Raw genomic sequence first — 24,138 nt, forward strand, 5'->3', positions numbered from 1 at the left:
CGCCGGAGAGGTTCTGCGCGGCCCCTCCGAAGGCAAAGACCGAGACGCTGCCGCCGCTGATCGTGCCGTCGTTCGTGACGTCGCCCTCGGTGGTGAACGTGTCGAAGGCATCGACGTGGAGGGTGGCCGGGGTATCGACGACGATAGGACCGCCCAGGGTGACGGGGCTGTTGACCGTGACGACGTCGAAATTGCAGATTGTCGTCTGCTCGGTCACGAGCGACGCGCCGGGAGTCGTCCCGTCGATGTCGGTGCCCTGATCCACCCAGATACCGGATTCATACCGGTCCCAGGTGGCAGCGCTGTTCCAGTTGCCTGTGATGCGGCTTCGGAAGTCACCTTCGGAAGGCGGGTCGGTGGGGCATTGCGCCCGGGCCGTACCGATCGAAAGGGACGTGAGTAGCAGAAGGAGAAGAACGGTTCGCGGGGGGGGCATGGCTCAGTCCTCTTGACTGTCAAACGTGAATGATAGAAACTCATTTATCTATTATGGCGACAGACCGCCACGGAAATGGACATGCGGACCCGAGAATTCCACAACGTTTTCTGTTCGTCGCGAAGGGCGGTGGTGGAGGAGAGGAGCGCGAGCGTACGCGCGGAGACGGAGGGCATGCGTTGTGGCGCGGGCAGTGTGGGAAGGGCGTCGCGCCGAAAGCTTACCTGAAGGCTTGTTCAACCGCGTTGTGCCGTTCAAGCCGTGGCGAAATCCGTCGTTTACGGTGAAAGAACACGTCCACGCAGGAAACGAATTGGCAAAACAGGGCGACCCGCCATCCTGTATATCCCTGCTGGGCCATTCATTAATGGGCAGCAATGACGGTGATACGGGTGAAAAGCCGCAGCATACGCTTAATTTTCGCTATGATTACTGGATGTTGCGGTATCCAATGAGGATGGCTCAACGAACAAAACCCGCTGCCTGGAGAAAATCAGACAGCGGGTTTTATAGAGAGAGTGGAGATGCCGGGAATCGAACCCGGGTCCGGATGGCCGTACAGTCAGGCATCTACGTGCGTAGCCGACCTACTGGTTGTCGCCTGTGTCGTATGCCGGTCGGCAAGGCCAGACACAGGCCAAGGCTGATTGGGTCTCGTCGCTCGGGCTCAGCCGGAGCCGTTGCGACCAGTCCACCTGAAGTTGATGCCTCTATGCGCGCCGGTGGACGGGCCACGCTAGAGACAGATGACTAGGCCTGGTTAGGCCGCCATCGCGTATGCGTAATCGTTCGCATTTATCAGGTTCCTGGCGAGATTTACGAGCGTGCCAGGAAGCTCGACACGCAGCCTGCTCCACGCATCCATCCGTCGAATCCATGTCATCCCCATACTTGTAAAGAACATGTGCCCCCGGAGGAGCGACTATCTTTACACGCGAAAACCACCCCCGGGTTCCCTTTTCAGCCTCCCGTCGTCTCCCTGTCCCGGTCGATGGCGGTGCCGAGCAGATAGAGCCCGTGCGCTTCGAAGGCGCGGTTCAGTTCCGGCAGGAGGGCCCGGCGCAAACCGCCCTTCATGTAGGGGATCTTACTTCGCCCGCCGGTGACGTATTTGCGGTAGGGATGCACGAGCACGCGCACGTACCGGTCGCCGAGGGGGGCCACTTCGAGATAGGCTTCCGTCTTGTACAGTCCCCAGTCGTTGAACACGCGCGTCTCGGTCGCCACCACGTTGGGCGCGCTCGCCTCTGCGGGCGTCCATCCGGCCTCGACGAGCGCCGCCTCGATGGCCGCCCGGAGGTCCTCCGGAGCGTCGGACGGCGCGACCTCGTAGTCCCGGTACAGAGGGGAGAGCGAGGGCGAGCATCCGGCCTGCAGGACGAGCGCCAGCAAGACGACGACAAGGCGTAGCGGGGAGACGGTCATGGCAAAACCGGAGCGTGCGTCGTGGAGGCGGGAAAGAAGACGACCCGAAATGTAACGCGGGAAAACGGCTTCGGTTTGACGATGAGGGGCGAAAGCGCGGTTAGGGACGCGGATTTGCCCCCTCCGACGGGCGGGGCACAAAAAAAAAAAACGGGCAGACATGCTCACCCAAACATGCCTGCCCGCCGCTTCTAAGACGCGATGCGTTCACCCAAACACATCGCGCCCCACTACAGAAGCCTTATGATGCAGAGGTGCATCGGGAGCTTCGGACAAGGGGGTCTGCCGAAGCGTTTGTCCTGGGGATCAAGAGGCGTGCCGGATCGGCTGAAGGGGGAGAAGAGGGGGCAAACCGTTCGAATAATGGACAGCGCGGAGTCGCCGGGCGCCGGACGGTGTATGAAAGCCGAACACCACGCGCCGGCGCCGTCATGAGGAAAGGGCGAAACGGCGCGGGATGCCAAGGGTGCGGGCGAGGAAGTCGAGCAGGCAGGCATTGAACGCTTGCGGGCGCTCGATCATGGGCGCGTGCCCGCAGTCCTCGAGGAAGTGGAGTTCGGCGTCGGGGAGGCAACGCGCAAACGTTTCGGCGACGTCCGGCGGCGTGATCACGTCGGCGCGACCCCAGACGAGCAGCGTCGGCGCAGCGATGTGCCGGAGGCGGTCTGCGACGGTCTCGGCCTGCACGGCGCGAGCCATACGGATGAGCCGGAGCGCGCGGGTGCGGTCGTTCACCACGGCGTAGATCTCCTCGACGAGCTCGTCCGTGGCGTGCGCGGGGTCGAAGAACGTGAGGGCGGCTCTTTCGCGGATGTACGCGCGGTCGCGACGGCGCATCATGGAGGAGCCGATCGCGACCTCGTAGATGCCTGACGAGCCCGAGAGCGTCAGCGCGGCCACGCGGTCGGGGTAGGCGAGCGCGAAGAGGAGCGCCACGTGCCCGCCGAGCGAATTGCCCGCCAGCGCCACCGGCCCGTCGTGCACACCGTCGAGGAACGCGCGGACGTATTCCGCAAGGGACCGCACGCTTGTCTTCGAGGGCGGAAGGTCGTAGATCGGCAGCACGGGCGCCAGCACCCGGTAACGCCGGGCCGAGAGGGCGGCCACCGTATCCGTCCAGTTGCTCAGGTCGCCGAGCATGCCGTGAAGCAGGACCACCGGCGGCGTCTCCGAGTCGGGCCCCTCGTCGAGGTAGCGCATCCCGTGTTTTTCGAAAAGAGGATAAGGGGAACGGGGCATGAGAGGTTGCGGTGGTTCACCGGGGGAGACCGGCCCTCAGGCCGTGGGGAATGCCCGACGAGGTCCGGAAAGATACAGGCATCCGGCGGCAAAAAGCCAATCGCGCCGGCAAGGGGCGCGAGACGTGGCCGCCACGGTCCGAAGGCTTCGGGTAAAGGCCTGATCCTCAATCGGATCTTCAAGAAAAGCGAGAAACCGCGAAGACGGGCGAACGTTGCACGGGACGAACCGGTTTGGTATCTTCACGGGCTCGACAACAACTTTCTTAGACTGGAGGATTCTACATGCCGTGCGGTCGTAAACGTAAGCGTCATAAGATTGCAACCCATAAGCGCAAGAAACGGCTTCGCAAGAACCGTCACAAGAAAAAGAATCGTTAGGGTTTGCCAGACGCCTTATCATACATAAAGCTGCGGTCGGATTTCCGGCGGTGGCTTTTTTGTTATTTTTGAAACTGGCTCGGTCCCGGTCGGGTTTAACGCCGGAATGCCAACTTTTTGAAAGATAGAGATGAAAGAACACTCCTTGGGCCGTGTCCTTCGCGCGGGCGCCTGGGGCGTCCTGATCGGGGGCGCTGCCGGGTTTACGCTCGGAATGCTGATGGCCCCGGAAGAGGGGCGAAAGTTGCGCCGCCGCCTGGCCTATCAGCTGGAGAACCTTGCCGGGCAGGTCAGTGAGGTGGTGGATCAGGTGCTCAATCCGGAAACGATGGGCGAGGCGCGTCGGGAAGGCAAGGCCCTCGTGGCCGACGCTCAGGCCAAGGCGCAACGCATCCGGGAAGACATCGACGTGCTCATTGGAGAGATGCGGCAACAGCGCACCCGGCGTCACCCCTCTTCGACTTCCGAATAAACTGCTGCGCGCACGGCCCCTGCGGTCGGGTTGCGTAGCCGATGCCTATGCCCAACTTTGCCATTCTTCTGCCGCCTGCGGAAGGGAAACAGGAAGGCGGCAACCCCTTTGCTCCGGACATGTTCGACTATCGATCGTCGAGCACGTTCAACTATTTCAAGGAGCTCAACCCGGAGCGGCGCGCCCTCATCAATGCGCTCCAGAAAACGATTCAGGAGAGCGACCGGGAGACGCTGGAAAAAATCTTCGGGGTCAAGGGAGCACACCTCGAGGAAGCCATCCGGGTGAACCTGAACATCTTCAATGCCCCGCTCATGTCGGCGCTCGACCGGTACAGCCCCGGGGTGATGTACAAGGCGATGGATTTTCCCGGCCTGCCGACCGGGGCCCAGCGACGCCTGCTCGAACAGGGCATCATCTTCTCCGGGCTCTTCGGCCTGCTTCGCCCCGACGACCTGATCCCGAACTACCGCCTGCGCATGGACGCCGTGCTGCCCGGCGTCGGCAAGGTGTCGCACTACTGGCGCCCGCATCTGAGCAAGGTGCTCAACGAACAGCTCGAAGGCGCTTTCGTGTGGAACCTGCTCTCGGGCATTCATCAGGAGGCCTGGGAAGATGCCCATACGTACGCCGAGATGGTGATGGTGAAGTTTTTCATTGAAAAAGACGGGGTGCGCAAAGCCGTCACACACGGCGTCAAACCGTTGCGAGGGCGGCTGGTCAACTTCATCGTGCGCGAAACGCTCGAAGACCTCGAACCCCTCCTGACGTGGGAGCACCCCGACGGCTATCGATACGACGAGGCCGCTTCGACGTATGACGCGAAAACGAAAAGCCGCACGCTGGCGATGGTGAAAAAGGCCTGAACCCCTTCCCGATGGTCCTCCGACCCTTCATCCCGACCGAGGCGCGTCCATGAATCATCCCGTCGTTATCGGCATCGCCGGCGGGTCCGGCTCCGGCAAGACCACCGTGCTCCGACGCATCCTCGACGCCTTCGGTCGCGCGCGCATCGCCGTGCTGGACCACGACGCCTATTACCGGGACCTGAGTCATCTCCCGCTCGAAGCGCGCGCCCGCTTCAACTTCGACCACCCCGACGCGCTGGAGACGGAACTGATGCGCGACCACCTCGACGAGCTCCTGACGGGGCGTCCCATCGAGAAGCCGGTCTACGATTTCACCACGCACAACCGCTCGGCGGAGACGGTGCTCATCCATCCCCGGCCCGTCGTCATCATCGAGGGCATCCTGGTGCTGGCCGAGCCGCTGCTGCGCGAGCGGATGGACATCAAGCTCTTCGTCGATGCCGACGACGACGTGCGGCTCATCCGGCGCATCCGGCGCGACCTCATGGAGCGGGGGCGCACCATCGAGTCGGTGCTCGATCAGTATGAACGCACCGTGCGCCCGATGCACCTCGAGTTCGTCGAGCCCTCGAAGCGGCAGGCGGACGTCATCATCCCGCGCGGCGGGCAGAACGAGGTCGCCATCGAGATGGTGCTCGCCCGCATCGCGTCCCTTCTGCAGAAAGCCGCCGAACCCGCCGTTTCCTGAGTCGGCGCCCGGGCCCCGCCGGGCTTTTCCTCACAGCCGATATACGGGTTTCCCCCACAGCTTTTCGATCCGCTTCCACGTCAGTTTCCTTCCCCTCCGAAGCGCTTCTTGGGGTATGGGATGGCGGGCGTCCTCCTTCGGGGCGGCGGACCCGCCGGCGTATGCCCCGTGCAACCTTTTTCATTATCGGGGAACGGTGCCATGAACATGCGGAAGACACATACCGGAATCGCAGGCCTGATCGTCGTGTTGCTGGCGGCGACGCTCGCAGTCGGATGCGGCAAGCCGGGCGAGGAGGCCGGCGGGCCCTCCGTCGCCACGGAGACCGCCGTCGCCGATCCGATCGCCCGGGGAAAGGCCTCTTTCGAGAAATACTGTGCGAACTGCCACGGGACGGAAGCCCGGGGGGACGGCCCCCTCGCGGAGCTGCTGAAGGTCCCGCCGCCGGATCTGACCCGGCTGAAGGTCAAGTACGGCTCGTATCCGGTTGACCTCGTGTATCAGACCATCGACGGGCGGGAGGCGAAGCTCGGTCACGGCACGCGCGAGATGCCCGTGTGGGGCAACGTGTGGACGGACCAGGATGGCGGCCCGGACGCCGAGACGCGCATCGCACAGCAGATCAACGAGATCGTCGAATACCTCCGGACGCTTCAGGTCTCCGACGGAGGATGATCACGCCGGGTTGAGGGTCATGAGCACCCGCACGCCTTCGAGCACGAGGTGCGGGGCGACGTGATCGACGGCGGCGACGTGCGCGTGGAGACAGGCCCCCCATCCGCCCGTGGCGACGACGACGGGCCGGTGACCGAGCCGCCCCCGGATGCGCGCGAGCATGCCCCCGACGCCGTCGAGGAAGCCGTACATGATGCCGGACTGAAGCGCCTCCCGCGTCGAGCGTCCGATGACCTCCTCGGGGAACTCGAGCGGGACTTCGGGAAGTTGGGCCGTGCCGGTGTTGAGGCAGCGATGGATGAGCACCGGCCCCGCGCCGATGGGGCCGCCGAGGAAGACGCCTGCGCGGTCGACCACGTCGTACGTCACCGCCGTGCCGGCGTCGAGCGCGACGACGCTTCGGGGGCCCTCCGCGTCTTTGCCGAATTGCGTCCATGCGGCGGCGGCGGCGGCGAGCCGATCGATGCCGAGCGTGTGGGGCGTCTCGTAGGCGAGCGTGAAGGGCAGCCGGAGCGCGGGCCGCACCACGAGCACGGGCGCGCCGGTCTCATGCGCGACGACGCGTTGCGCCATCTCCGTCACCGTGGGCACCACCGAGGCGATCCCCGCCCGCTCGATGCGCGCCCCGTCGAGCGCCGCGCGGAGGGCGGCGTCCCACGCCTCGGCCGGGTCGAGGCGGGTCAGCGGCAGGCGGAACGTGCGCGTGAGGCGCGGGCCGTCGAAGAGGCCGCCCTTGGCCGAACTGTTGCCGATGTCGAGGGTCAACCACATCTTGTGTCTCACGGGTTCGGAGGCGAGAAGGAGACCTCGCCCGCGTGGAAAAGGCGGAGGCCGTCGCCGGTCTCGACGCGGAGCGCGCCGGTCTCGGTGATGCCTGCGAGGACGCCGCGCACGGGCGCGCGGGTTCCGGCGAGGTAGAGCGTGGCGCGACGACCAAGGCCGGTCAGGCGCGCTTCGTAGGCCTGCCGCACCGCCGCGCCCCCGTCATGAACGAGCCGGTCGTATGCAGGTTCGAGGCGGGCGAGGAGGGCAGCCAGGAGCGGGGCGCGGGGCGTGCGCCGTCCCGTGGCTAGCAGCATCGACGTGGCGCGCTCCGCAAGCGCGGGGGGAAACGCATCCTGGTTCACGTTCAGCCCGATGCCGAGGATCACCGTCGGTCGTTTTTGTCCGGAGAAGGAGGATTCGAGGAGCATGCCGCAACATTTTCGGCCTTCGAGGAGCACGTCGTTCGGCCACTTGATCTCCGCATCGAGCGGGGCGGTGAACGACGCGACCGTCTCTGCCACGGCGACGCTCGCCGCGAGCGTGAGCAGCCCGAAGCGTTCGGGCGGGAGGGACGGGCGGAGGACGACGGAGAACGTCAGGTTCTGCCCGGCGCGCGCCTCCCATGTGCGGCCCATGCGCCCGCGTCCGGCCGTCTGGCGCTCGGCAAGCACTACGGCGCCCTCCGGCGCACCCTCGGCGGCCCACGCGGCGGCCTCCGTGTTCGTCGAACCGATGGTGGCAAAGGTGCGGAGCGCCCGCCCGAAACGGCGGGTCCGGAGCAGGGGCGCGAGGGCCCCGGCAAGCGCGGGCGGCTGTTCCATCGAAAGAGCGGCTGTGTTCGGAAAAATGCACGCCCGGCGGATCGGAAAACGAGGTCGTGCGTCAGGGAACGGGTGGAACGGTTCTTGACCGTAGCGGCGGAAAAGATAACGGATACGAAAAGGAATGCAAGGTCGAAGAAGCAAGCGCCGGGGCGTGATCCGGTTCGCCGGCATCGTGGCGCTCTCGCTCAGCGTGACGGCGACGGCGTACGCGCAGCCGGTGACGCGCTCGTCCCGCCATGTGATCCGCCCGCCCCAACTCAACGGCGAGTACCACCGCGCCGAGGCGGCGTGGAAGAGCGGAACGAGCCTTCGCGAAGCCAAGATCCGTCTCGACCGCGTCCTCGAGGCATTGCCCGACGATCCGGAGGCGCGCAAGCTTCGGGCGCAGGTGCTCCTTGCGCTCGGGAAGCCGAAAGCCGCTCTCGCCGACGCCCTCCGCGCCGTCACACTCGATCCGGAGGACGGCGAGACGTTCGTGATCCTCTGCGAAGCCGCCCGGCGGAGCGGCGACCTCGCGCGGGCCGAATGGGCGCTCGACGCCGCCTCCAAACGCATCCTCGAAGGGGCCGCGCTCCACGTCCGCCTCTCGTGGAACGCCGTCGCGCTCGAACGCCTCGATGAAGCCGAAGCCTTCGCGCGCATCGCCCTGGCCCAGGACCCCCGCATGAAGGCGGCGTATGAGCAGCTCGCCCGGGTTTTCGTCCTCAAAGACAAACCCGACGCCGCCGCCACCATCCTCGCGCAGGGCTTCGATGCGGGCCTCCTCGACGCCCACACCGTCCGCGCCGACACCCTCCTTCGCACGCTCGCCGACCATCCGAAGCTGGAAAAGTGGATGCAGTGAGTGGTGGATGGGCTTGCCTGCGGCTCGCCGTCATGATCACCCAAACACCCATAAACCGTCCCGGTTGCCTCTTCAAATTCCCCGCGGCGTGACGTATCATACCGGCGCGGCGACGTCTCCCGTCGGGCGCACGGACTATTGTGGACGCATCGGAGCCTTTCATGACCCCCCGACGACTCGGCATCGGCTTTATCGGCAGCGGTTTCATCACTCGTTTTCACATCCGCTCGTGGGAGGCCGTCCGCGACGCCGACGTCCGGGGCGTGTGGAGCCCGAACCGGGCGCATGCGGAGGAGGCGGCGGCGTTGGCGCGCTCGCTCCACGTCGGCGCGGCGAAGGCGTACGACTCCATCACGGACATGATCGCCGACCCGGACATCGACGCGCTGTGGATCTGCGGGCCGAACCATCGCCGGGTGGAGAACATGGAGGAGATCGTGCACGCGCTCAAGAGCGGCGCGGGCAAGCTCGTCGGCATCGCGTGTGAGAAACCCCTGGCGCGCAACGTGGGCGAGGCAAAGCGGGTGCTCGCGCTCGTCGAAGAGGCCGGCGTGCTTCACGGGTACCTCGAAGATCAGCTTTTCTCGCCGGGACTCGTGCGCGGGCGAGAGATCGTGTGGGCGCGCGGGGCGGCGCTCACCGGACGGCCCTATCTGGCGCGCGCCGCCGAAGAGCACAGCGGCCCCCACAGGCCGTGGTTCTGGCGGGGCGACCTTCAGGGCGGCGGCGTGCTCAACGACATGATGTGCCACAGCGTCGAGGTGGCGCGCTTCCTCCTCACGAAGCCCGGCGCGCCGCGCCACAGCATCCGCCCGACGAAAGTCTCGGCGCAGATCGCGAGCCTCAAGTGGTCGCGGCCCGAATACGTCGAAGTGCTCCGGCGGACGATGGGCGACTCGGTCGATTATGCGCACCACCCCGCCGAGGATTTTGCCCGCGCCACCATCTTTTACGAAGACGAAGAGGGCCGGACGCTCGTGGCCGAGACGACGACCTCGTGGAGTTTCGTCGGGGCGGGGCTTCGCCTGAGCTCGGAACTGCTCGGGCCGGAATATTCGATGTCGGTCAACTCGCTCGACAGCGGCGTGCGCGTCTTTTTCAGCCGGGCCGTCCGCGGCAAGGCGGGCGAGGACCTCGTCGAGAAACAGAACGCCGAACAGGGGCTGATGCCCGTCGTGGGCAACGAAGCCGCCGAATACGGCTATGAGGGCGAGAACCGGCACTTCGTCCGGTGTTTCCTCGAAGGCCGCCAACCCGAACTCGACTTCCGCGCCGGGGTCGAGGTGATGGAGCTTTTGATGACGGCGTACATGAGCGCCGAGCAGGAGCGCACCGTCGCGTGGAAGCCCGGGGACCTCGACGCGTTCGTTCCCGCCGTGGCGCGGGGCGCGTGGACCCCGTAAACGATCCCCTCTCACCAATCCCATTCGTCCCATGATGCATCGCCGAGCGTTCCTCAAACGCGCCGCGCTCTCGGCGGGGAGCCTGGCCGTGTGGCCGGGTGCTTCCGCCTTCGCCATGCCGAAAAAAGACCTTTTCGAGATCTCCCTCGCCGAGTGGTCGCTCCACCGCGCCCTCTTTGCCGGTGAGATGGACCACCTCGACTTTCCGAAGACGGCCCGGCAGACCTACGGGATCGACGCCGTCGAGTACGTGAACACCTTTTTCAAGGACAAGGCCCGTGACATGGCGTACCTCCGCGAGCTGAAATCGCGGTGCGACGGCGAGGGGGTGCAGAGCGTGCTCATCATGTGCGACGGCGAAGGCAACCTGGGCGATCCCGACGAGGCAAAGCGGCGGCAGGCGGTGGAGAATCACCACCAATGGGTGGAGGCGGCGCAGTTCCTCGGCTGCCATGCGATCCGCGTCAATGCCCGGAGCGAGGGGTCGTACGACGAGCAGATGCGGCTGGCGGCGGACGGCCTCCGGCAGCTCACGGAGTACGGCGCGGCGCACGGGATGAACGTCATCGTCGAAAACCACGGCGGGTTGTCGAGCAACGGGAAATGGCTCGCGGGCGTGATGAAGCTCGTCGATCATCCCCGGTGCGGCACGCTTCCCGACTTCGGCAACTTCCAGATCGCCGAGGACGAGTGGTACGACCGGTATGAGGGCGTGGCGGAGATGATGCCGTACGCGAAGGCCGTCAGCGCCAAGTCTCACGACTTCGACGCCGAGGGCAACGAGACGCATACCGATTATTTTCGCATGATGCGGATCGTCCTCGACGCGGGCTATCGCGGGCGTGTCGGCATCGAGTACGAAGGGAGCCGGAAGAGCGAAGCCGACGGCATCCGCGCCACGAAGGCGCTCCTCCTCCGTGTGCGCGAGGCGCTGGCGCCCGAGTACGAGTGACGACGCATCTCGGATGAGGCGCTATCGTTTGAGCGCCAGCGTCAGCCCGTCGGCGAGCGGGAGCAGGCTGAGGTCGATGCGGTCGTCGTGGTGGAGCTTGTCGTTGAGCGCCCGGATGTATCGCGCGTTGGCGTCGTCGGGGTCGGGGTCGATCACCTTGCCGCCCCACAGCGTGTTGTCGAGGCACACGAGCCCGCCCGGCCGGAGGAGCCGGAGCGTGCGCTCGTAATAGGCGTCGTAGTTCGGCTTGTCCGCGTCGATGAAGGCGAAGTCGAACGAGCCCTCGCGCCCGTCGCGGAGGAGGGCGTCGAGCGTTTCGAGGGCCGGGGCAAGGCGGAGGTCGATCTTTCGTGCGACGCCCGCGGCGTTCCAGTATTTCCGGGCGATGGCGGTGTACGTCTCGCTCACGTCGCACGCGATGAGTGTGCCGTCTTCCGGGAGGGCCTGCGCCACGGCGAGGGCGCTGTATCCGGTGAAGACGCCCACCTCGAGCGCCCGCCGCGCGCCCATCAGCCGGACGAGGAGCGCCATGAACTGCCCCTGTTCCGGCGCGATCTGCATGTTGGCGTTCGGAAGGCGGGCCGTCTCGGCGCGGAGCATCCGCATCACCTCGGTCTCCCGGAGCGAGTGGTCGAGGAGATATTCATAAAGTGCGTCGGTGAGTTCGAGCGTGCGGTTGGACATCGGGCCGGCGGGGTTCGTGGAAAGGGTCAGGCGAAGGCGCGTTCGAGACGGCGGCAGGCTTCTTCGAGCACGGGCATCTCTTTGGCGAAGCAGAAGCGGAGGTACTGTCGTCCGTGCTCGGGGTCGGCGAAAAAGGCGCGTCCGGGCACCGTGCCGACGCCGGCTTGCTCGATGAGCGTCTCGCACGCCCGCCAGTCGTCCTCGAAGCCCTCGCGTCGTCCGGCGAGCGGGGCAAAGGACGCCAGCGTATAGTACGCGCCCTCGGGCCAGGGCACCTCGAAGCCGATCCGTTCGAGCGTCTCGCACAGGCGCGCGCGCTTCGCGTCATAGTCGGCCTGCATCCGTGTGAAATAGTCGTCGCTCATCGTGAAGGCCTCGGCCACGCCATGCTGAAGGGGCGTCGGCGCGCAGATGTACATCAGATCGTTGAGCAGCCCCATCTTGGCGGCCAGCGGCTCCGGCGCGACGGCATACCCGAGCCGCCAGCCCGTCATGTTGTACGTCTTCGAAAACCCCGACAGCGTGATCGTCCGCTCATACGCGCCGGAGAGCGAGGCGAGCGAAACGTGCGCGCGGTCTCCGTAGACGATGTACTCGTAAATCTCGTCCGTGATGAGGTAGAGGTCGTGCCGCCGGGCGAGCGCGAGGATCCGTTCGAGCGCCTCGCGCGACCACACCTTGCCGCTCGGATTGGCGGGCGTGTTCACGAGCACGGCCTTCGTCCGAGGCGTGACGGCCCGCTCGACGGCGTCGAAGTCGATGGTCCATTCGGGGCCGCGCGTGGTCACATAGACGGGCGTCGCGCCCATCATGCGGAGGAGCCCCCGGTGATATCCGTAAAAAGGTTCGAAGAGGATCACCTCGTCGCCCGGTTCGAGGAGCGCGAAGATCGCCGCCATGAACGCCCCCGTCGATCCGGCGGTAACGACGACCTCGTCCACGGAGGAGGCGGGGATGCGATTGAAGCGGCGGGCTTTTTCGAGGATGGCCATGCGCAGCCGCCTGATCCCCGCATAGTGCGAATAGATCGACTGGTTCTCCTCGATGGCCCGCTGCGCGCCGCGTTTGATCGGCTCGGGCGTGGGCAGATCACAGATGCCCTGGCCGAGGTTGATGCCGTCGACGGCGTTGATCATCTTCGAGATGGCGCGGATGAAGCTTTGTTCGAGGTCGTCGGTGCGTGCGGCGAGTGGTTTCATCGGAAAAGCAAAGAGTGGGCGGATGGGTCGGGGCAATATACGCCGGTGGACGGCTGGAACCGCCGGGGGGCGGACGAGGTGGGGAACGCGCGGGGAAGCGAAAAGGTTTAGGGGGATGCTTCGGCCGGCGAAGGCAGCGATGCGCGGGCGCCGGAGCACACAGGTGGGCACTCAAAAGCCGGAAGGAGCTATGAACGAAGTTTTCATGCGGGAAGCCATTGCGATGGCGGTCGAGAACGTGCAGTCGGGGCGAGGCGGCCCCTTCGCGGCCCTCGTGGTGCGCGGGGACGAGATCGTCGGGCGCGGCACGAACCGCGTCACCACCACGAACGACCCGACGGCGCACGCCGAGGTCGTCGCCATCCGGGAGGCGTGCCGGCATCTTCAGGCGTTCCACATCTCCGGGTGCGACCTGTACACCACGTGCGAGCCGTGCCCGATGTGCTTCGGCGCGGTGTACTGGGCGCACATCGACCGCATCTTCTTTGCCGCCACCCGCGACGACGCCGAAAACGCAGGCTTCATCGACGGGGAGATCTATGAGGAACTCTGCCGCCCTCCCGAGACGCGTCGGATCGACATGGTCCCGCTCCTCCGCGAGGAAGGCGGACGCCCCTTCGAGGCGTGGCACGCTCATCAGGGACGCATCGAGTACTGAGCGCGGGCGGCACATGCGCCCCTGACGGCAAGCCCGCGATTACGCTTCGAGGGCTTCGAGCGTCTCGGGCAGGCCTTCTTCGAGCGGGCGCGGATCGTAGCCGAGTTCGCGGCGGGCTTTCTCGTTCGAGGCGACGTACGTCACGCCGGCGGTCACGCGCAGGCTCTCCGAGGCGTACGTTGGCGGCAGCGGCAGTGCCTTCTCGGCGAAGCTCGCCAGCTTTGCCATGCCGCGCATGACGCCGGGGCCGAGGCGGATGCGGGGCGCCTTCCGCCCGGTGATGCGCTCGGCGAGTTCGAAGGCCTCCGTCAGCGTATGGGGAGGGCCGGCGAGGATGTAGCTCTCTCCCGGACGGCCCTTCTCCATCGCCAGCAAGTGGCCGCGCGCCACGTCGTCCACGTGCGCCCAGCAATACGTGGTCGCGAGGGGGAGTGCCGGGAGTCGCCCCCGGAGGTATTGCCGGAAGGTCTCGGCGACGGCGCTCGTGTCGCCGGGGCCGTAGACGAGGCCGGGCATCACCACGACGAGCGGCAAGCCCGCCTCCATCATCGGCAGGGCCACCTCATAGTGCGCCTCCCACTTCGTCCGGTCGTACGTGCTCAGGTGGGGACCGTCGTACCGGTAGGTCTCGTCCACCATGCGCCCCTTCGTGTCCGAAAAAACGGCGATGGTGCTCGTGTATACGCCCTTCGGGATGCCGAGCTCCTGCATGAGCGTGAGCACGTTCCGCGTGCCTTCGACGTTGATCCGCTCGGCCATCGACGCGTCTCTCGCGCCCACCTTGTACCACGCGGCGATGTGGAAGACGCCGTCCGCGCCGGTCATGGGCGCGCGCATGCACTCCCGGTCGGTGAGGTCTCCTTCGGCTACCTCGACGCCGAGTTCGACGAGCGGGGCGGCTTTGCCGGGCGTGCGCACGAGCGCGACGACCTCGTGCCCGGCCGCGACGAGCAGACGCGCCACGCGCCCTCCGATGAAACCGGTCGCGCCGGTGATGAAGTATCTCATGGGCTTCGGGGTCGGGTGAAGGGGGGCGTCCGGGCGCGAAGCGCGCGCCGTCAGAGACGGACCGAACCCGAGGGGGACGGGCCGAAAAGGCTTCGCGTTCCCCGAAGATCGATCCTCGGACGAACCGACGCAAGCGGGACGCCGGGCAACCGGCTTACCCGCAGGCGCGCCGGGCGCTTATGCCGGGACGGCGAAGACGTGCCGCGCCACCTCGTGCCCGATGACCCGCTCCTCGCCTTCGATGCGGAGCGTGAGCGGACCGTTAAAGGGAGCTTTCGCCACGATCTCGACGGCGGCGTGCGGCATCAGCCCCATCGATTCGAGATACGTCAGAAGCTCCGGGTCGGCGTCGGCGACCCGGCGGACGACGACCGTGCGACCGGTCTCGAAACCCGGAAGCGGGTCGCCCGGCGGCTCGGCGATCCGGCCGTCGCGTGTGGGAATGGGATGTCCGTGGGGGTCGTGCGTCGGATAACCGAGCATCTCCTCGATCCGCGTCTCGAACTCCTCCGAGATGTGATGTTCGAGGTGTTCGGCCTCTTCGTGCATCTTGTCCCACGGGTAGCCGAGGATCTGCCGGAGATACGTTTCGAGGAGCCGGTGATGACGAATGATTTCGAGCGCGATCTTCTCGCCCGCCGGGGTGAGCGTGACGCCCTTGTACGACTCGTATTCGACGAGCCCCATCCCGGAGAGGCGCTTGAGCATGTTCGTCACCGACGCCGAAGCCACGTTCATCGCCCGCGCAATGTCCGTCGTGGCCACGGCGCCCTCGCCGCTTTGCTGGAGCTTGTAGATCGTCTTGACGTAGTCTTCGACGGCCTGGCTGAGCCGGAATGTCCTGTCTTTCGTCACTTCGGAGCGGGATTTCACGCGAGAAGGGAGATGGTTCGGCAAACCCACTGCGTGCGTCTTTTGATCCTGCTCCGTTCAGACTTCGAAGACCGCGAGGACGGGCGCGTGGTCGGACGGTTTGTGCCCTTTCCGTTCGTCCCGGTCCACGTAGGCGTCGGTGCATCGCTCGGCCAGGGGGCGGGTGGCGAGGATGTGGTCGATGCGGAGGCCGTTGCCTTTCGGGAAGGCGAGGTGGCGGTAGTCCCACCACGAGAAGGGTCCGGGACCTTCATGGTGAAGGCGGATGGTGTCCACGAGGCCCCACGCGGTCACCTCGGCGAGGGCGCGCCGGGCCTCCGGATGGAAGAGCACGCTGTCCCGCCACCGGTCGGGGAAAGCGACGTCGCGGTCTTCGGGGGCCACGTTCAGGTCGCCGCAGAGCAGCACGGCGTCGTCGGGGGAGAAGTGTCGTTCGAGGAAGGCGCGGAGCCGCCGGAACCATTCGAGCTTATAGGCCCATTGCGGCGAGCCGACGGCCTTTCCGTTGGGCGCATAGGCCGAGAGGACGTGTCGTTCGCCGAAGCGGGCGGTGATGAGGCGGGCCTGCGGATCGTCCATGCCGTCGCCGAAGCCGAGCATCACTTCGTCCGGCGCTTCCCGGCTGAGAATGGCGACGCCGTTGTACGTTTTCTGCCCGAAGACCGCCGCCCGGTAGCCTGCCGTTTCGAGGGCGGCGTAGGGGAAATCCGCCTCGGTCGTTTTGAGCTCCTGCAGGCACACGACGTCCGGCGCGGCTTTCTCCAGCCACGCCAGCACCCGTTCGAGGCGGGCCCGGATCGAGTTGACGTTCCACGTAGCGACGAGCATCGTCAGGATCGGAGAGGGTTTTCGGGAACGCGCGTCAGAGGAGTTTCAGCCTGTCGGGATAGGTCTCCCGGATGAGCGCCCGGGCGAGCACCGCCGTCGGATCGATGATGGGGAGGGCCTCGACTTCGGCTTCGGGGATGGCCAGGGCCAGCTCCGTGCAGCCGAGCAGGATCGCCTCGGCGCCCTTCTCACGCAGGTGCTCGATGGCGTTGAGCAGGCTCTGCCGCGCGATCTTCGAGGGCGGGTTCGATTGCGCCTTCAGCCCGTACGACGGGTCGTAGATGGTGCGGTGGACGATGTGCTCCTGCACGTTCTCGTCCGGCAGCACGGCTTCGAGGCCCGCCGCTTCGAGGGCGCGCCGGTGCAGCCCGATGCGATACGAGCCGAGCGTGGAGAGCACGCCGATGCGGGTGCATTCGGGATGCTCCTCCTTCAAAAAACGGATGGTCTCATCGATCATGTTCAACAGCCGGAGCCGCGCGCCGGCATCCCGGAGCCGCGCCGCGACGACGTTGAAGATGCGGGGAGCGTGCGCGGTATTGCAGGGCATGCCGGCCGCCACCGCACCGAGCCGGTCGAGCGTGAGGGCAATCTCGGAGATGGCCTCGGCGGGGTTCGTCTCCGTCTCGCCGAGCAGATACGCGGTGCGGTCGGGGATGCGGTCGGGGTACGAAAGCAGCGCCACGGGGAGATGGTCGGCATCGGATGCCGCTATGGTGTGGTCGAAGATTTTCTCGACGAGGTTCAGCCCGGCATACGGGCCCATGCCGCCGATGACTCCGATGATCTTCTCGGCACTCATGCAGGTGAGGTGATTGAGCGAAAAAAGAGGCGGGGCACGCCGCCTCGGCGTCCGGGACAACGGCGGCGAAAAGATCCGGGGGGAAAGGCCGTTGAAGTATATTGATCCGGAGGGTGCCCGTCAAATCTCATGGACCTTCCGCCGGGGGTTTTCGGAAAAATTAATCGTCCGCGCCGCCGCACAAAGCCGGAACGACGGCAAACGGGCGCAATCCCGGCGGGAAGGTTTGGGATTGCCTGCGGAATGTCGGAACTTCGCACGTTCTTGCTCCCGATTCCGTGAACCATCGACGGCTCATCTCCATGTTTCGATTCTTTCGATGGATCCTCGTGTTTGGCCTGATGGGTGTGGCGGTCGCGCCCGCGCGGGCCCAGGGATCCGTCCGGTGGAAAAACTCCGATGCGACCATGACTGCTTCCGAGGATCGTCCGCGCGCCCGCGAGGTGGGGGTGGCGCCCGGCGTCTTGCCCCCCGGCCCGCACAACGCCATCACCGACGTCGCCGGCGTGCGGGTGGGGCATGTCACGCTCATCGAAGGCGAGGCCGTGCGCACCGGCGCGACGGCGATCCTCCCGCATGGCGGCAACCTGTATCGGGACAAGGTGCCTGCGGGCGTGGTGGTCGGCAACGGGTACGGCAAGCTCATGGGCGTCACGCAGATCCGCGAGCTCGGCGAGATCGAGACGCCGATCGTGTTGACGAACACGTTGTCCGTGCCGCAGGGCGCCGAGGCCATCCTCGACTATACGCTCGGCCGGCCCGGCAACGAGGACGTCCGCTCGGTCAATGCCGTCGTGGGGGAGACGAACGACGGTTTCCTCAACGACATCCGGCGGCGGGCGCTCCGGGCCGAGCACATCGCGCGGGCCATCGCCGAGGCCGACACCGGCGCCGTGGCCGAGGGCAGCGTCGGCGCGGGCACGGGGACCGTCGCCTTCGGCTGGAAAGGCGGCATCGGCACGAGCTCACGGCGCCTGCCGCAGAAGCTCGGCGGCTATACCGTGGGCGTGCTCGTGCAGACCAACTACGGCGGCCTCCTCGACATCATGGGCGTGCCCGTGGGGCGTATGCTCGGGAAATATTACCTCAAAGACGCGCTCGACGGCGGCGACGCCGACGGCTCGGTGATGATCGTCGTCGCCACGGATGCGCCGCTCTCCGACCGGAACCTGACGCGCCTGGCGCGGCGGGCGCTCCTGGCCATCGGGCGCACCGGCTCGCCCGCCACCAACGGCTCCGGCGACTACGTGCTGGCCTTCTCCACGGCGGCTTCCGTGCGCCGCACGCCCGGGCGACGCAGCGCCGTGGCCACCTACGAAGAACTGCCCAACGACCGCCTCTCGCCGCTGTTTCAGGCCGTCGTCGAAGCTACCGAAGAGGCCGTCTACAACTCGCTCTTCAAAGCGACCACCGTCTCCGGTCATCGCGGCACGGTGGAGGCGCTCCCGCTCGACGAAGTGTTGCCCCTGCTCGCGAAATAGCCGTGTAAAGTCTCTGCGAAACCGGACGAACACGCGCGTAACGGATCTTTGGGAAGCACCGTTTGTTTGACAGCCGCCTTTGGAAATGTTTATCTTAAAAGACTTGGGCATACACGCCGATTGCCCGGTCGTCTAATGGCAGGACAGCGGCCTTTGGAGCCGTATGTGGAGGTTCGAATCCTCCCCGGGCAGCCGATTTTGGGCGGGTTTCAGCAGAGGCCGTCGTCCGTCGTAATTTTTCAAGCCCCGTCTGAGGCGGGGTTAAACCCATTCTGAATGGTGCGGACGTCGGCTTGCGGCCGAGCGTCCGTTTGTTTCGGATACCGCCATGTTGGTCATGGATAGAGAACATCCCATCTCGCTTTTTTCCGGTCGTTCCAATCGGGAACTCGCGCGGAAAATTGCAGCGGCCTACGGGCGGGATCTGGGCAACGTCGGGATCAAGAATTTCTCGGACGGCGAAATCTACGTCCACTACGAGGAATCGATTCGCGGCTCCAACCTGTTCATCATTCAGAGCACCCATCCGCCGGCAGACAACTGGATGGAACTGTTCCTGATGATCGATGCGGCCCGGCGGGCTTCGGCGCGGCAGATCACGGCGGTGATCCCGTATTTCGGGTATGGCCGGCAAGAGCGTAAGGATCAGCCCCGCGTCTCGATCGCCGCCAAAATGGTGGCGAACATGCTCGAGACCGCCGGCATCGATCGGGTGTTGACGATGGATCTCCACGCTTCCCAAATTCAGGGTTTCTTCGACGTTCCGGTGGATCATTTGTACGGTTCCGCCGTGTTCATCGACTATTTCCGGCAGTTCGATCTGTCGAACCTGGTGGTGGTCGCGCCCGACGTGGGCGGCATCAAGATGGCGCGGGCCTACTCGCGCCGCCTCGGCGCCGAACTCGCCCTGATCGACAAACGCAGGCCGCGTCAGAACGTCGCCGAGGTGATGAACATCATCGGTGAGGTGGAAGGCAAAAACGTCCTGCTCATCGACGACATCATCGACACGGCGGGGACGCTGACGAGCGCCGCCCGGGCCCTGCGGAAAGCCGGCGCGCTCGACATCATGGCCGCGTGCACGCACCCGCTGCTCTCCGGACCGGCCTACGAACGCATCGAAGCGTCCGATTTGAGCCGCCTGGTGGTGACGGACACCATTCCGTTAACGCGCTCCTCGGAGAAAATCACGGTGGTGAGCGTGGCGGATCACTTCGCCGACGCCATCAACCGGATTTACACCGACGATTCGGTCTCGACCCTGTTCATCCCCTGACGGGAACGGTCGCGGCCCCTACGATACCATACACTGAGGATCCTAAGAGATGGACATTTTTACGCTTGAAGCCAAGCCGCGCGAAGTCGGCAAGAAAGCCACCCGCGCCGTGCGTCGCAACAAAGAAGTTCCGTGCGTGCTGTACGGGCACAACGTGGAGCCGATTGCCTTCTCGACTCCCGAAACGGCGCTCAACCCGCTCGTCTTTACGAGCGAGATGCACCGGGTGCAGGTGACGCTCGACGGGAAGTCGTGGCCGTGCATCGTGAAGAACATCGACTTCCATCCGGTCACCGACCGCCCGATTCACGCCGATTTCCAGGTGCTTCAGCAGGGTGAGAAGCTGACGCTCGTGTTGCCGATCCGCTACCACGGCACGCCCGTCGGCAAGCGGGAAGGCGGCGAGGTGCGCGCGGTGATCCACGAACTGGAAGTCTCCGTTTTGCCGAAGGACATCATCTCGCACATCGACGTGGACGTTTCGAACCTCGACATCGGCGAGGCCATCCACGTGGGGGACCTGGACCTTCCGGGCATCGAGGTTCTCGCGCCGGAGGATCAGACCCTCATCACGGTGCTCGCCCCGCGCGCCGAGGTCTCCGAAGAGGAAGAGGGGGCCGAAGAGCTCGCCGCCGGCGAGGAAGGCGAAGCGGACGTTTCCGAAGAGGAATAACCCGCTGAGACTTCGGCATTCGCCCATCGAGATCGACGTGAGGAGTTCGGCGCTTGCCGGGCTCCTTGCGTTTTCATGTGAGGGGGGCTGGATCCCGTTGCCATGGCTAGCGCCAAACGTATGATCATCGGCCTCGGCAATCCGGGGGCGGAGTATGCCGAGACGCGGCATAACGTCGGCTTCATGGTGGTGGACGCCGTGGCCGAGAAGACGCGCGTGACCCTCGCGCCGGAGCGCGGGAACGTGTTCGTCGGCTGGGGACGCTGGCGGAGCCGTCCGTTCGGGCTGGCCAAGCCGATCACGTACATGAACCTGAGCGGCCAGGCCGTGCGGGGGCTCGTGCGGCGATACGCCCTCGAACTTCGGGACATCCTCGTGGTGTACGACGACGTCAACCTGCCGGTGGGAAAGATCCGGCTCCGCGAGCGGGGGAGCGCCGGGGGGCACAACGGTGTGCAGGACATCATCGACCGCCTCGGCACGGACGTTTTTCCCCGTCTCCGCGTCGGCATCGGCGACGATTTCCCGCGCGGACGGCAGGCCGACTACGTGCTCTCGCCGTTCACGGCGGAACAGCGGCCCCTCATCGAGGAAGCCGTCCTGACCGCGCGCGACGCCGCCCTCACATTCGTCTCCGAGGGTCTGACCACGGCCATGAACCGTTTCAACCGGCGGTGAGGCTCGTCCAACCACTCCCATACGGGGCGTGGAACGTCGGCGGTGCGCCCCGGGCTTGAATAATGCGTTAAGCGCTATCAATTACGGGCGTGCGCGCAATATTTTTAGCGGCTCGCCTGGCGAAAGGCGCTCACACACCGTGAGCGCCGGGGCGTGGTCTCAGGGGCGAGGGAAGCGTTTCCGGGAGCAGGGGTCGAAAATCCCCTGTTTCGTCGTTTAGGTGAAACGCTCCCCTGGCATCGACGTGCGCCGGTAAACCCAATTACAGACCTGTTCCAACATCGACAAGGAGGTCGATCCCATCTATGAATACTCAATTGATTACAATTCTGGTGCCTTTGACCGGGCTGCTGGCGCTGGGCTATGCGCTGAGTCGCGCCCGGTGGGTCGGCAGGCAGGACCCCGGCACGAAAGAGATGCAGGAGATCGCTGCGGCCATCGCTGAGGGGGCCACTGCTTTCTTGCGGCGGGAATATCGCGTGCTGTTCTTCTTCGTGCTCGTCGTGGCGGGATTGCTGGTGGTGGCGAACCTGGGCAACCCGGACTCCTCGCCGTTGATCGCGATCTCGTTTGTGGCGGGGGCGCTTTGCTCGGGCGTGGCCGGCTTCATCGGCATGCGCGTAGCGACGAAAGCGAACGTGCGTACGACGAACGCGGCGCGCACCGGCCTCGGCGCCGCCCTCAACATTGCCTTCTCCGGCGGCCTCGTCATGGGCCTGAGTGTGGTGGGCCTCGGCGTGCTCGGCCTGGGGATCCTCTTTCTCGTCTACAACGGCATCTACACCGACCTCGGATGGACGTTTGCCAGGGTGGTCAACGTCATCTCCGGCTTCTCGCTCGGCGCTTCGTCGATCGCGCTCTTCGCTCGTGTGGGGGGCGGCATCTATACCAAAGCCGCCGACGTGGGCGCCGACCTCGCCGGAAAAGTCTATGAAGGCATTCCCGAGGACGACCCGCGCAACCCCGCCACCATCGCCGACAACGTGGGCGACAACGTGGGCGACGTGGCCGGTATGGGCGCCGACCTCTTCGAGAGCTACGTCGGCTCCATCGTCGGCACCATTGTCCTCGGCGCGGCCTTCATGAGCGTGCCGGCCTTCGAGAACGCTTCGTTCGGAGCGATCTCCGCCGTGTTGTTGCCGCTCGTGCTGGCGGGTGTCGGCATCCTCGTCTCTATCGCCGGATCCTTTTTCGTGAAAGTGAAAGAAGGCGGCAATCCCCAGAAGGGGCTCAACATGGGCGAGTTCGGCGCGGCGGGTCTGATGGCGGTGCTCGCCTTCTTCATCATTCGATGGATGCTTCCGGCGGAATGGAGCCATGAAAGTGTGATCAGCGACTTCACGCATTACACTTCGATGGGCGTTTTCTGGGCCGTGATCATCGGTCTGGCGGCGGGCACTATGATCGGTCTCGTCACGGAATACTATACGTCCACGCACACGAAACCGACGCTCAACATCGTCAAGCAGAGTGTCACCGGTGCGGCTACGAACATCATTTCGGGTCTCGGCGTGGGCATGTTCTCGACGGGCATCCCGGCGGTGATTCTGGCGCTCGGCATCATTGGCGCGTATTCGTTCGCCGGCCTCTACGGCATCGCCATCGCCGCCGTGGGCATGCTCTCCGTGACGGGCATCCAACTCGCCGTCGACGCCTACGGTCCGATCTCGGACAACGCGGGCGGCATCGCCGAGATGGCGCACCTGCCCTCGGAGGTGCGTGAGCGCACGGACAAGCTCGACGCCGTCGGCAACACCACCGCCGCCATCGGCAAGGGCTTCGCCATCGGTTCGGCGGCGCTGACGGCGCTCGGCCTCTTCGCCGCCTTCATGCAGCAGGCCGACATCAAGAGCATCGACGTGTCGAACCCGACGATCCTCGCCGGCGTGCTGCTCGGCGCGGTGCTTCCGTACATCTTCAGCGCCATGGCCATGGGCGCCGTGGGCCGCGCCGCCGGCGACATGATCAAGGAGGTCGGGCGGCAGTTCCGTGAGATCCCCGGGCTGCGCGAGGGCACGGCGAAAGCCGATTATGCCCGGTGCGTCGACATCTCCACGAAGGCGGCCATCCGCGAGATGGTGGCTCCCGGCCTGATGGCGCTCGCCGTGCCGGTGATCATCGGCTTCATCAGCAAGGACATGCTCGGCGGCCTCCTCGTGGGCGTGACCGTCTCGGGCGTGCTCATGGCGCTCTTTCAGGCCAACGCCGGCGGCGCGTGGGACAACGCGAAGAAGCGCGTCGAGAGCGGCATCGAGATCGACGGCGTCTTCTACGGCAAGGGCAGCGAGGTGCACAAGGCCACTGTCGTGGGCGACACCGTGGGCGACCCGCTCAAGGATACGAGCGGCCCGAGCCTCAACATCCTGTTGAAGCTCATCTCCATCGTCGCGCTCGTCATCGCTCCGCTGATCGCGTGAGGCAACGGCCACGAAACAAAGGAAAGGAAAGGCGTCTTCCTCCGGGGAGACGCCTTTCCTTTTGGCGGGGCGCACCCCGCGCAACGCATGGAGACGAGACATCGGCGATACGAAGGTCGAAAGTCGGGGGCCACTCTCCCAACTTTTCTTGAATTGCGGCGTTCGTAGGTCGAATCCCACGGAAGCGCTTTCGAATTCGTGCCGCTTGCCGATGGGATTCCGTATATTTGACCCTCCCCTTTCGGACGACTGCCCGGAAAGGAAGCCCTGCCGTCGGCCCGATGGGCGAGCCCTCGACGAGAGAAGCGACGGTCTCGGGGCGCACACAGCGGAAAAACAAGCGAGATTGCATACATCATGGCGAAGGTCGAAGTCACCATGCCCAAGATGGGCGAGAGCATCACCGAGGGCGCCGTGCTCGAATGGCTGAAGCAGCCGGGCGAGCGGGTGGAACTGGACGAGCCGTTGCTGGAGATCGGCACGGACAAGGTGGATACGGAGGTTCCGTCTCCGGCGGCGGGGGTGCTCAAGGAGATCCTCGTCCCGGAAGGTGAGACGGTGGAGGTCGGCACGAAGATCGCCGTCATCG

At 65.7% G+C, this 24,138-nt stretch carries 24 protein-coding genes, 1 tRNA gene, 1 other RNA gene and 1 pseudogene; 15 read left to right on the plus strand and 12 right to left on the minus strand.

Going from position 1 to position 24,138, the window contains the following annotated elements; all coding sequences use genetic code 11:
- From AC1HIY_RS16000 to AC1HIY_RS16015, 4 genes and pseudogenes are all read right to left on the minus strand, one after another.
- Window positions 1-436, minus strand: a pseudogene (locus tag AC1HIY_RS16000) (hypothetical protein); the annotation flags it as partial.
- Between the two features lie 516 nt (window positions 437-952).
- Window positions 953-1,323: a transfer-messenger RNA gene (ssrA, locus tag AC1HIY_RS16005) on the minus strand.
- A gap of 73 nt (window positions 1,324-1,396) precedes the next feature.
- Window positions 1,397-1,861, minus strand: a complete 465-nt coding sequence (locus AC1HIY_RS16010) for a hypothetical protein (RefSeq protein ID WP_479577805.1) — start codon at window positions 1,859-1,861, stop codon at window positions 1,397-1,399.
- 429 nt (window positions 1,862-2,290) lie between these two features.
- On the minus strand, window positions 2,291-3,100 hold the full coding sequence (locus AC1HIY_RS16015; RefSeq protein WP_479577806.1) for an alpha/beta fold hydrolase: 810 nt from the start codon (window positions 3,098-3,100) through the stop codon (window positions 2,291-2,293).
- Between the two features lie 510 nt (window positions 3,101-3,610).
- Between AC1HIY_RS16015 and AC1HIY_RS16020 the strand changes: the two genes are divergently transcribed.
- From AC1HIY_RS16020 to AC1HIY_RS16035, 4 genes are all read left to right on the plus strand, one after another.
- Window positions 3,611-3,952 carry a YtxH domain-containing protein gene (locus AC1HIY_RS16020; RefSeq protein ID WP_479577807.1) on the plus strand — a complete coding sequence of 114 codons (342 nt, stop codon included), beginning with the start codon at window positions 3,611-3,613 and terminating at the stop codon, window positions 3,950-3,952.
- A 47-nt stretch (window positions 3,953-3,999) separates the two neighbouring features.
- Window positions 4,000-4,818: a YaaA family protein gene (locus AC1HIY_RS16025; RefSeq protein ID WP_479577808.1), complete on the plus strand. Its 819-nt coding sequence runs from the start codon at window positions 4,000-4,002 to the stop codon at window positions 4,816-4,818.
- A 49-nt stretch (window positions 4,819-4,867) separates the two neighbouring features.
- The gene (udk, locus tag AC1HIY_RS16030; protein ID WP_479577809.1) at window positions 4,868-5,509 is read left to right on the plus strand and encodes a uridine kinase; all 642 of its coding nucleotides are present in this window, start codon (window positions 4,868-4,870) and stop codon (window positions 5,507-5,509) included.
- A gap of 207 nt (window positions 5,510-5,716) precedes the next feature.
- Window positions 5,717-6,184 (plus strand): c-type cytochrome, encoded by a 468-nt coding sequence (locus AC1HIY_RS16035; RefSeq protein WP_479577810.1) that lies wholly within the window; start codon window positions 5,717-5,719, stop codon window positions 6,182-6,184.
- Here AC1HIY_RS16035 and AC1HIY_RS16040 read toward each other — a convergent pair whose 3' ends face one another.
- Both AC1HIY_RS16040 and AC1HIY_RS16045 read right to left on the minus strand, forming a co-directional pair.
- On the minus strand, window positions 6,185-6,967 hold the full coding sequence (locus AC1HIY_RS16040) for a type III pantothenate kinase (RefSeq protein WP_479577811.1): 783 nt from the start codon (window positions 6,965-6,967) through the stop codon (window positions 6,185-6,187). It lies immediately after the preceding gene.
- Window positions 6,964-7,770 (minus strand): biotin--[acetyl-CoA-carboxylase] ligase, encoded by an 807-nt coding sequence (locus tag AC1HIY_RS16045; protein ID WP_479577812.1) that lies wholly within the window; start codon window positions 7,768-7,770, stop codon window positions 6,964-6,966. The genes AC1HIY_RS16040 and AC1HIY_RS16045 overlap by 4 nt, the downstream gene beginning before the upstream one ends.
- Before the next feature lie 124 nt (window positions 7,771-7,894).
- Between AC1HIY_RS16045 and AC1HIY_RS16050 the strand changes: the two genes are divergently transcribed.
- The 3 genes from AC1HIY_RS16050 to AC1HIY_RS16060 all read left to right on the plus strand — a co-directional run bounded on the left by AC1HIY_RS16050 (window position 7,895) and on the right by AC1HIY_RS16060 (window position 10,972).
- A complete protein-coding gene (locus AC1HIY_RS16050) occupies window positions 7,895-8,617 on the plus strand; it encodes a hypothetical protein (protein ID WP_479577813.1) in 723 nt (240 codons plus the stop codon).
- Between the two features lie 161 nt (window positions 8,618-8,778).
- Window positions 8,779-10,020 carry a Gfo/Idh/MocA family protein gene (locus AC1HIY_RS16055; RefSeq protein ID WP_479577814.1) on the plus strand — a complete coding sequence of 414 codons (1,242 nt, stop codon included), beginning with the start codon at window positions 8,779-8,781 and terminating at the stop codon, window positions 10,018-10,020.
- Window positions 10,021-10,054: 34 nt separating this feature from the next.
- Window positions 10,055-10,972, plus strand: coding sequence for a sugar phosphate isomerase/epimerase family protein (locus AC1HIY_RS16060; protein WP_479577827.1), 918 nt, complete (start codon window positions 10,055-10,057; stop codon window positions 10,970-10,972).
- A gap of 21 nt (window positions 10,973-10,993) precedes the next feature.
- Here the strand turns inward: AC1HIY_RS16060 and AC1HIY_RS16065 are convergent, their stop codons facing one another.
- Entirely contained in the window at window positions 10,994-11,656 is a 663-nt protein-coding gene (locus AC1HIY_RS16065; RefSeq protein ID WP_479577815.1) for a class I SAM-dependent methyltransferase, read from the minus strand.
- A 26-nt stretch (window positions 11,657-11,682) separates the two neighbouring features.
- On the minus strand, window positions 11,683-12,855 hold the full coding sequence (locus tag AC1HIY_RS16070; protein ID WP_479577816.1) for a pyridoxal phosphate-dependent aminotransferase: 1,173 nt from the start codon (window positions 12,853-12,855) through the stop codon (window positions 11,683-11,685).
- 190 nt (window positions 12,856-13,045) lie between these two features.
- Here AC1HIY_RS16070 and AC1HIY_RS16075 point away from each other — a divergent pair, with 190 nt between their 5' ends.
- Window positions 13,046-13,513 (plus strand): nucleoside deaminase, encoded by a 468-nt coding sequence (locus AC1HIY_RS16075; RefSeq protein ID WP_479577817.1) that lies wholly within the window; start codon window positions 13,046-13,048, stop codon window positions 13,511-13,513.
- Window positions 13,514-13,552: 39 nt separating this feature from the next.
- On the opposite strand, the gene AC1HIY_RS16080 is transcribed toward AC1HIY_RS16075, so the two are convergent.
- From AC1HIY_RS16080 to AC1HIY_RS16095, 4 genes are all read right to left on the minus strand, one after another.
- Window positions 13,553-14,521 (minus strand): NAD-dependent epimerase/dehydratase family protein, encoded by a 969-nt coding sequence (locus AC1HIY_RS16080; RefSeq protein WP_479577818.1) that lies wholly within the window; start codon window positions 14,519-14,521, stop codon window positions 13,553-13,555.
- A gap of 177 nt (window positions 14,522-14,698) precedes the next feature.
- Entirely contained in the window at window positions 14,699-15,394 is a 696-nt protein-coding gene (locus tag AC1HIY_RS16085) for a metal-dependent transcriptional regulator (RefSeq protein WP_479577819.1), read from the minus strand.
- Between the two features lie 57 nt (window positions 15,395-15,451).
- Complete coding sequence (gene xth, locus AC1HIY_RS16090; RefSeq protein WP_479577820.1) at window positions 15,452-16,222, minus strand: exodeoxyribonuclease III; 771 nt, start codon at window positions 16,220-16,222, stop codon at window positions 15,452-15,454.
- A 34-nt stretch (window positions 16,223-16,256) separates the two neighbouring features.
- Window positions 16,257-17,024 carry an aspartate/glutamate racemase family protein gene (locus AC1HIY_RS16095; RefSeq protein WP_479577821.1) on the minus strand — a complete coding sequence of 256 codons (768 nt, stop codon included), beginning with the start codon at window positions 17,022-17,024 and terminating at the stop codon, window positions 16,257-16,259.
- Between the two features lie 407 nt (window positions 17,025-17,431).
- Between AC1HIY_RS16095 and AC1HIY_RS16100 the strand changes: the two genes are divergently transcribed.
- From AC1HIY_RS16100 to AC1HIY_RS16130, 7 genes are all read left to right on the plus strand, one after another.
- The gene (locus AC1HIY_RS16100) at window positions 17,432-18,505 is read left to right on the plus strand and encodes a DmpA family aminopeptidase (protein WP_479577828.1); all 1,074 of its coding nucleotides are present in this window, start codon (window positions 17,432-17,434) and stop codon (window positions 18,503-18,505) included.
- A gap of 121 nt (window positions 18,506-18,626) precedes the next feature.
- Window positions 18,627-18,697 (plus strand) — tRNA-Gln (locus tag AC1HIY_RS16105).
- 145 nt (window positions 18,698-18,842) lie between these two features.
- Window positions 18,843-19,781: a ribose-phosphate diphosphokinase gene (locus AC1HIY_RS16110; protein WP_479577822.1), complete on the plus strand. Its 939-nt coding sequence runs from the start codon at window positions 18,843-18,845 to the stop codon at window positions 19,779-19,781.
- 49 nt (window positions 19,782-19,830) lie between these two features.
- Window positions 19,831-20,454: a 50S ribosomal protein L25 gene (locus AC1HIY_RS16115; protein ID WP_479577823.1), complete on the plus strand. Its 624-nt coding sequence runs from the start codon at window positions 19,831-19,833 to the stop codon at window positions 20,452-20,454.
- 102 nt (window positions 20,455-20,556) lie between these two features.
- Window positions 20,557-21,132 carry an aminoacyl-tRNA hydrolase gene (pth, locus tag AC1HIY_RS16120; RefSeq protein WP_479577824.1) on the plus strand — a complete coding sequence of 192 codons (576 nt, stop codon included), beginning with the start codon at window positions 20,557-20,559 and terminating at the stop codon, window positions 21,130-21,132.
- 305 nt (window positions 21,133-21,437) lie between these two features.
- Window positions 21,438-23,549, plus strand: a complete 2,112-nt coding sequence (locus AC1HIY_RS16125; RefSeq protein WP_479577825.1) for a sodium-translocating pyrophosphatase — start codon at window positions 21,438-21,440, stop codon at window positions 23,547-23,549.
- Window positions 23,550-23,906: 357 nt separating this feature from the next.
- On the plus strand, window positions 23,907-24,138 hold a 232-nt coding region (locus tag AC1HIY_RS16130; protein ID WP_479577826.1), incomplete at its 3' end, for a biotin/lipoyl-containing protein.

Source organism: Rhodocaloribacter sp., from assembly GCF_056451265.1.

What these genes read in the sequence shown, in the direction of transcription:
- xth (WP_479577820.1), bottom strand. Translation starts at nt 16,222, where the DNA reads ATGCTCGTCGCTACGTGGAACGTCAACTCGATCCGGGCCCGCCTCGAA.
- AC1HIY_RS16115 (WP_479577823.1), top strand. Translation starts at nt 19,831, where the DNA reads ATGGACATTTTTACGCTTGAAGCCAAGCCGCGCGAAGTCGGCAAGAAA.
- AC1HIY_RS16065 (WP_479577815.1), bottom strand. Translation starts at nt 11,656, where the DNA reads ATGTCCAACCGCACGCTCGAACTCACCGACGCACTTTATGAATATCTC.
- AC1HIY_RS16035 (WP_479577810.1), top strand. Translation starts at nt 5,717, where the DNA reads ATGCGGAAGACACATACCGGAATCGCAGGCCTGATCGTCGTGTTGCTG.
- AC1HIY_RS16110 (WP_479577822.1), top strand. Translation starts at nt 18,843, where the DNA reads ATGGATAGAGAACATCCCATCTCGCTTTTTTCCGGTCGTTCCAATCGG.
- AC1HIY_RS16015 (WP_479577806.1), bottom strand. Translation starts at nt 3,100, where the DNA reads ATGCCCCGTTCCCCTTATCCTCTTTTCGAAAAACACGGGATGCGCTAC.
- AC1HIY_RS16080 (WP_479577818.1), bottom strand. Translation starts at nt 14,521, where the DNA reads ATGAGATACTTCATCACCGGCGCGACCGGTTTCATCGGAGGGCGCGTG.
- AC1HIY_RS16025 (WP_479577808.1), top strand. Translation starts at nt 4,000, where the DNA reads ATGCCCAACTTTGCCATTCTTCTGCCGCCTGCGGAAGGGAAACAGGAA.
- AC1HIY_RS16045 (WP_479577812.1), bottom strand. Translation starts at nt 7,770, where the DNA reads ATGGAACAGCCGCCCGCGCTTGCCGGGGCCCTCGCGCCCCTGCTCCGG.
- AC1HIY_RS16010 (WP_479577805.1), bottom strand. Translation starts at nt 1,861, where the DNA reads ATGACCGTCTCCCCGCTACGCCTTGTCGTCGTCTTGCTGGCGCTCGTC.
- AC1HIY_RS16055 (WP_479577814.1), top strand. Translation starts at nt 8,779, where the DNA reads ATGACCCCCCGACGACTCGGCATCGGCTTTATCGGCAGCGGTTTCATC.
- AC1HIY_RS16125 (WP_479577825.1), top strand. Translation starts at nt 21,438, where the DNA reads ATGAATACTCAATTGATTACAATTCTGGTGCCTTTGACCGGGCTGCTG.
- udk (WP_479577809.1), top strand. Translation starts at nt 4,868, where the DNA reads ATGAATCATCCCGTCGTTATCGGCATCGCCGGCGGGTCCGGCTCCGGC.
- AC1HIY_RS16070 (WP_479577816.1), bottom strand. Translation starts at nt 12,855, where the DNA reads ATGAAACCACTCGCCGCACGCACCGACGACCTCGAACAAAGCTTCATC.
- pth (WP_479577824.1), top strand. Translation starts at nt 20,557, where the DNA reads ATGGCTAGCGCCAAACGTATGATCATCGGCCTCGGCAATCCGGGGGCG.
- AC1HIY_RS16020 (WP_479577807.1), top strand. Translation starts at nt 3,611, where the DNA reads ATGAAAGAACACTCCTTGGGCCGTGTCCTTCGCGCGGGCGCCTGGGGC.
- AC1HIY_RS16095 (WP_479577821.1), bottom strand. Translation starts at nt 17,024, where the DNA reads ATGAGTGCCGAGAAGATCATCGGAGTCATCGGCGGCATGGGCCCGTAT.
- AC1HIY_RS16075 (WP_479577817.1), top strand. Translation starts at nt 13,046, where the DNA reads ATGAACGAAGTTTTCATGCGGGAAGCCATTGCGATGGCGGTCGAGAAC.
- AC1HIY_RS16060 (WP_479577827.1), top strand. Translation starts at nt 10,055, where the DNA reads ATGCATCGCCGAGCGTTCCTCAAACGCGCCGCGCTCTCGGCGGGGAGC.
- AC1HIY_RS16050 (WP_479577813.1), top strand. Translation starts at nt 7,895, where the DNA reads ATGCAAGGTCGAAGAAGCAAGCGCCGGGGCGTGATCCGGTTCGCCGGC.
- AC1HIY_RS16100 (WP_479577828.1), top strand. Translation starts at nt 17,432, where the DNA reads ATGACTGCTTCCGAGGATCGTCCGCGCGCCCGCGAGGTGGGGGTGGCG.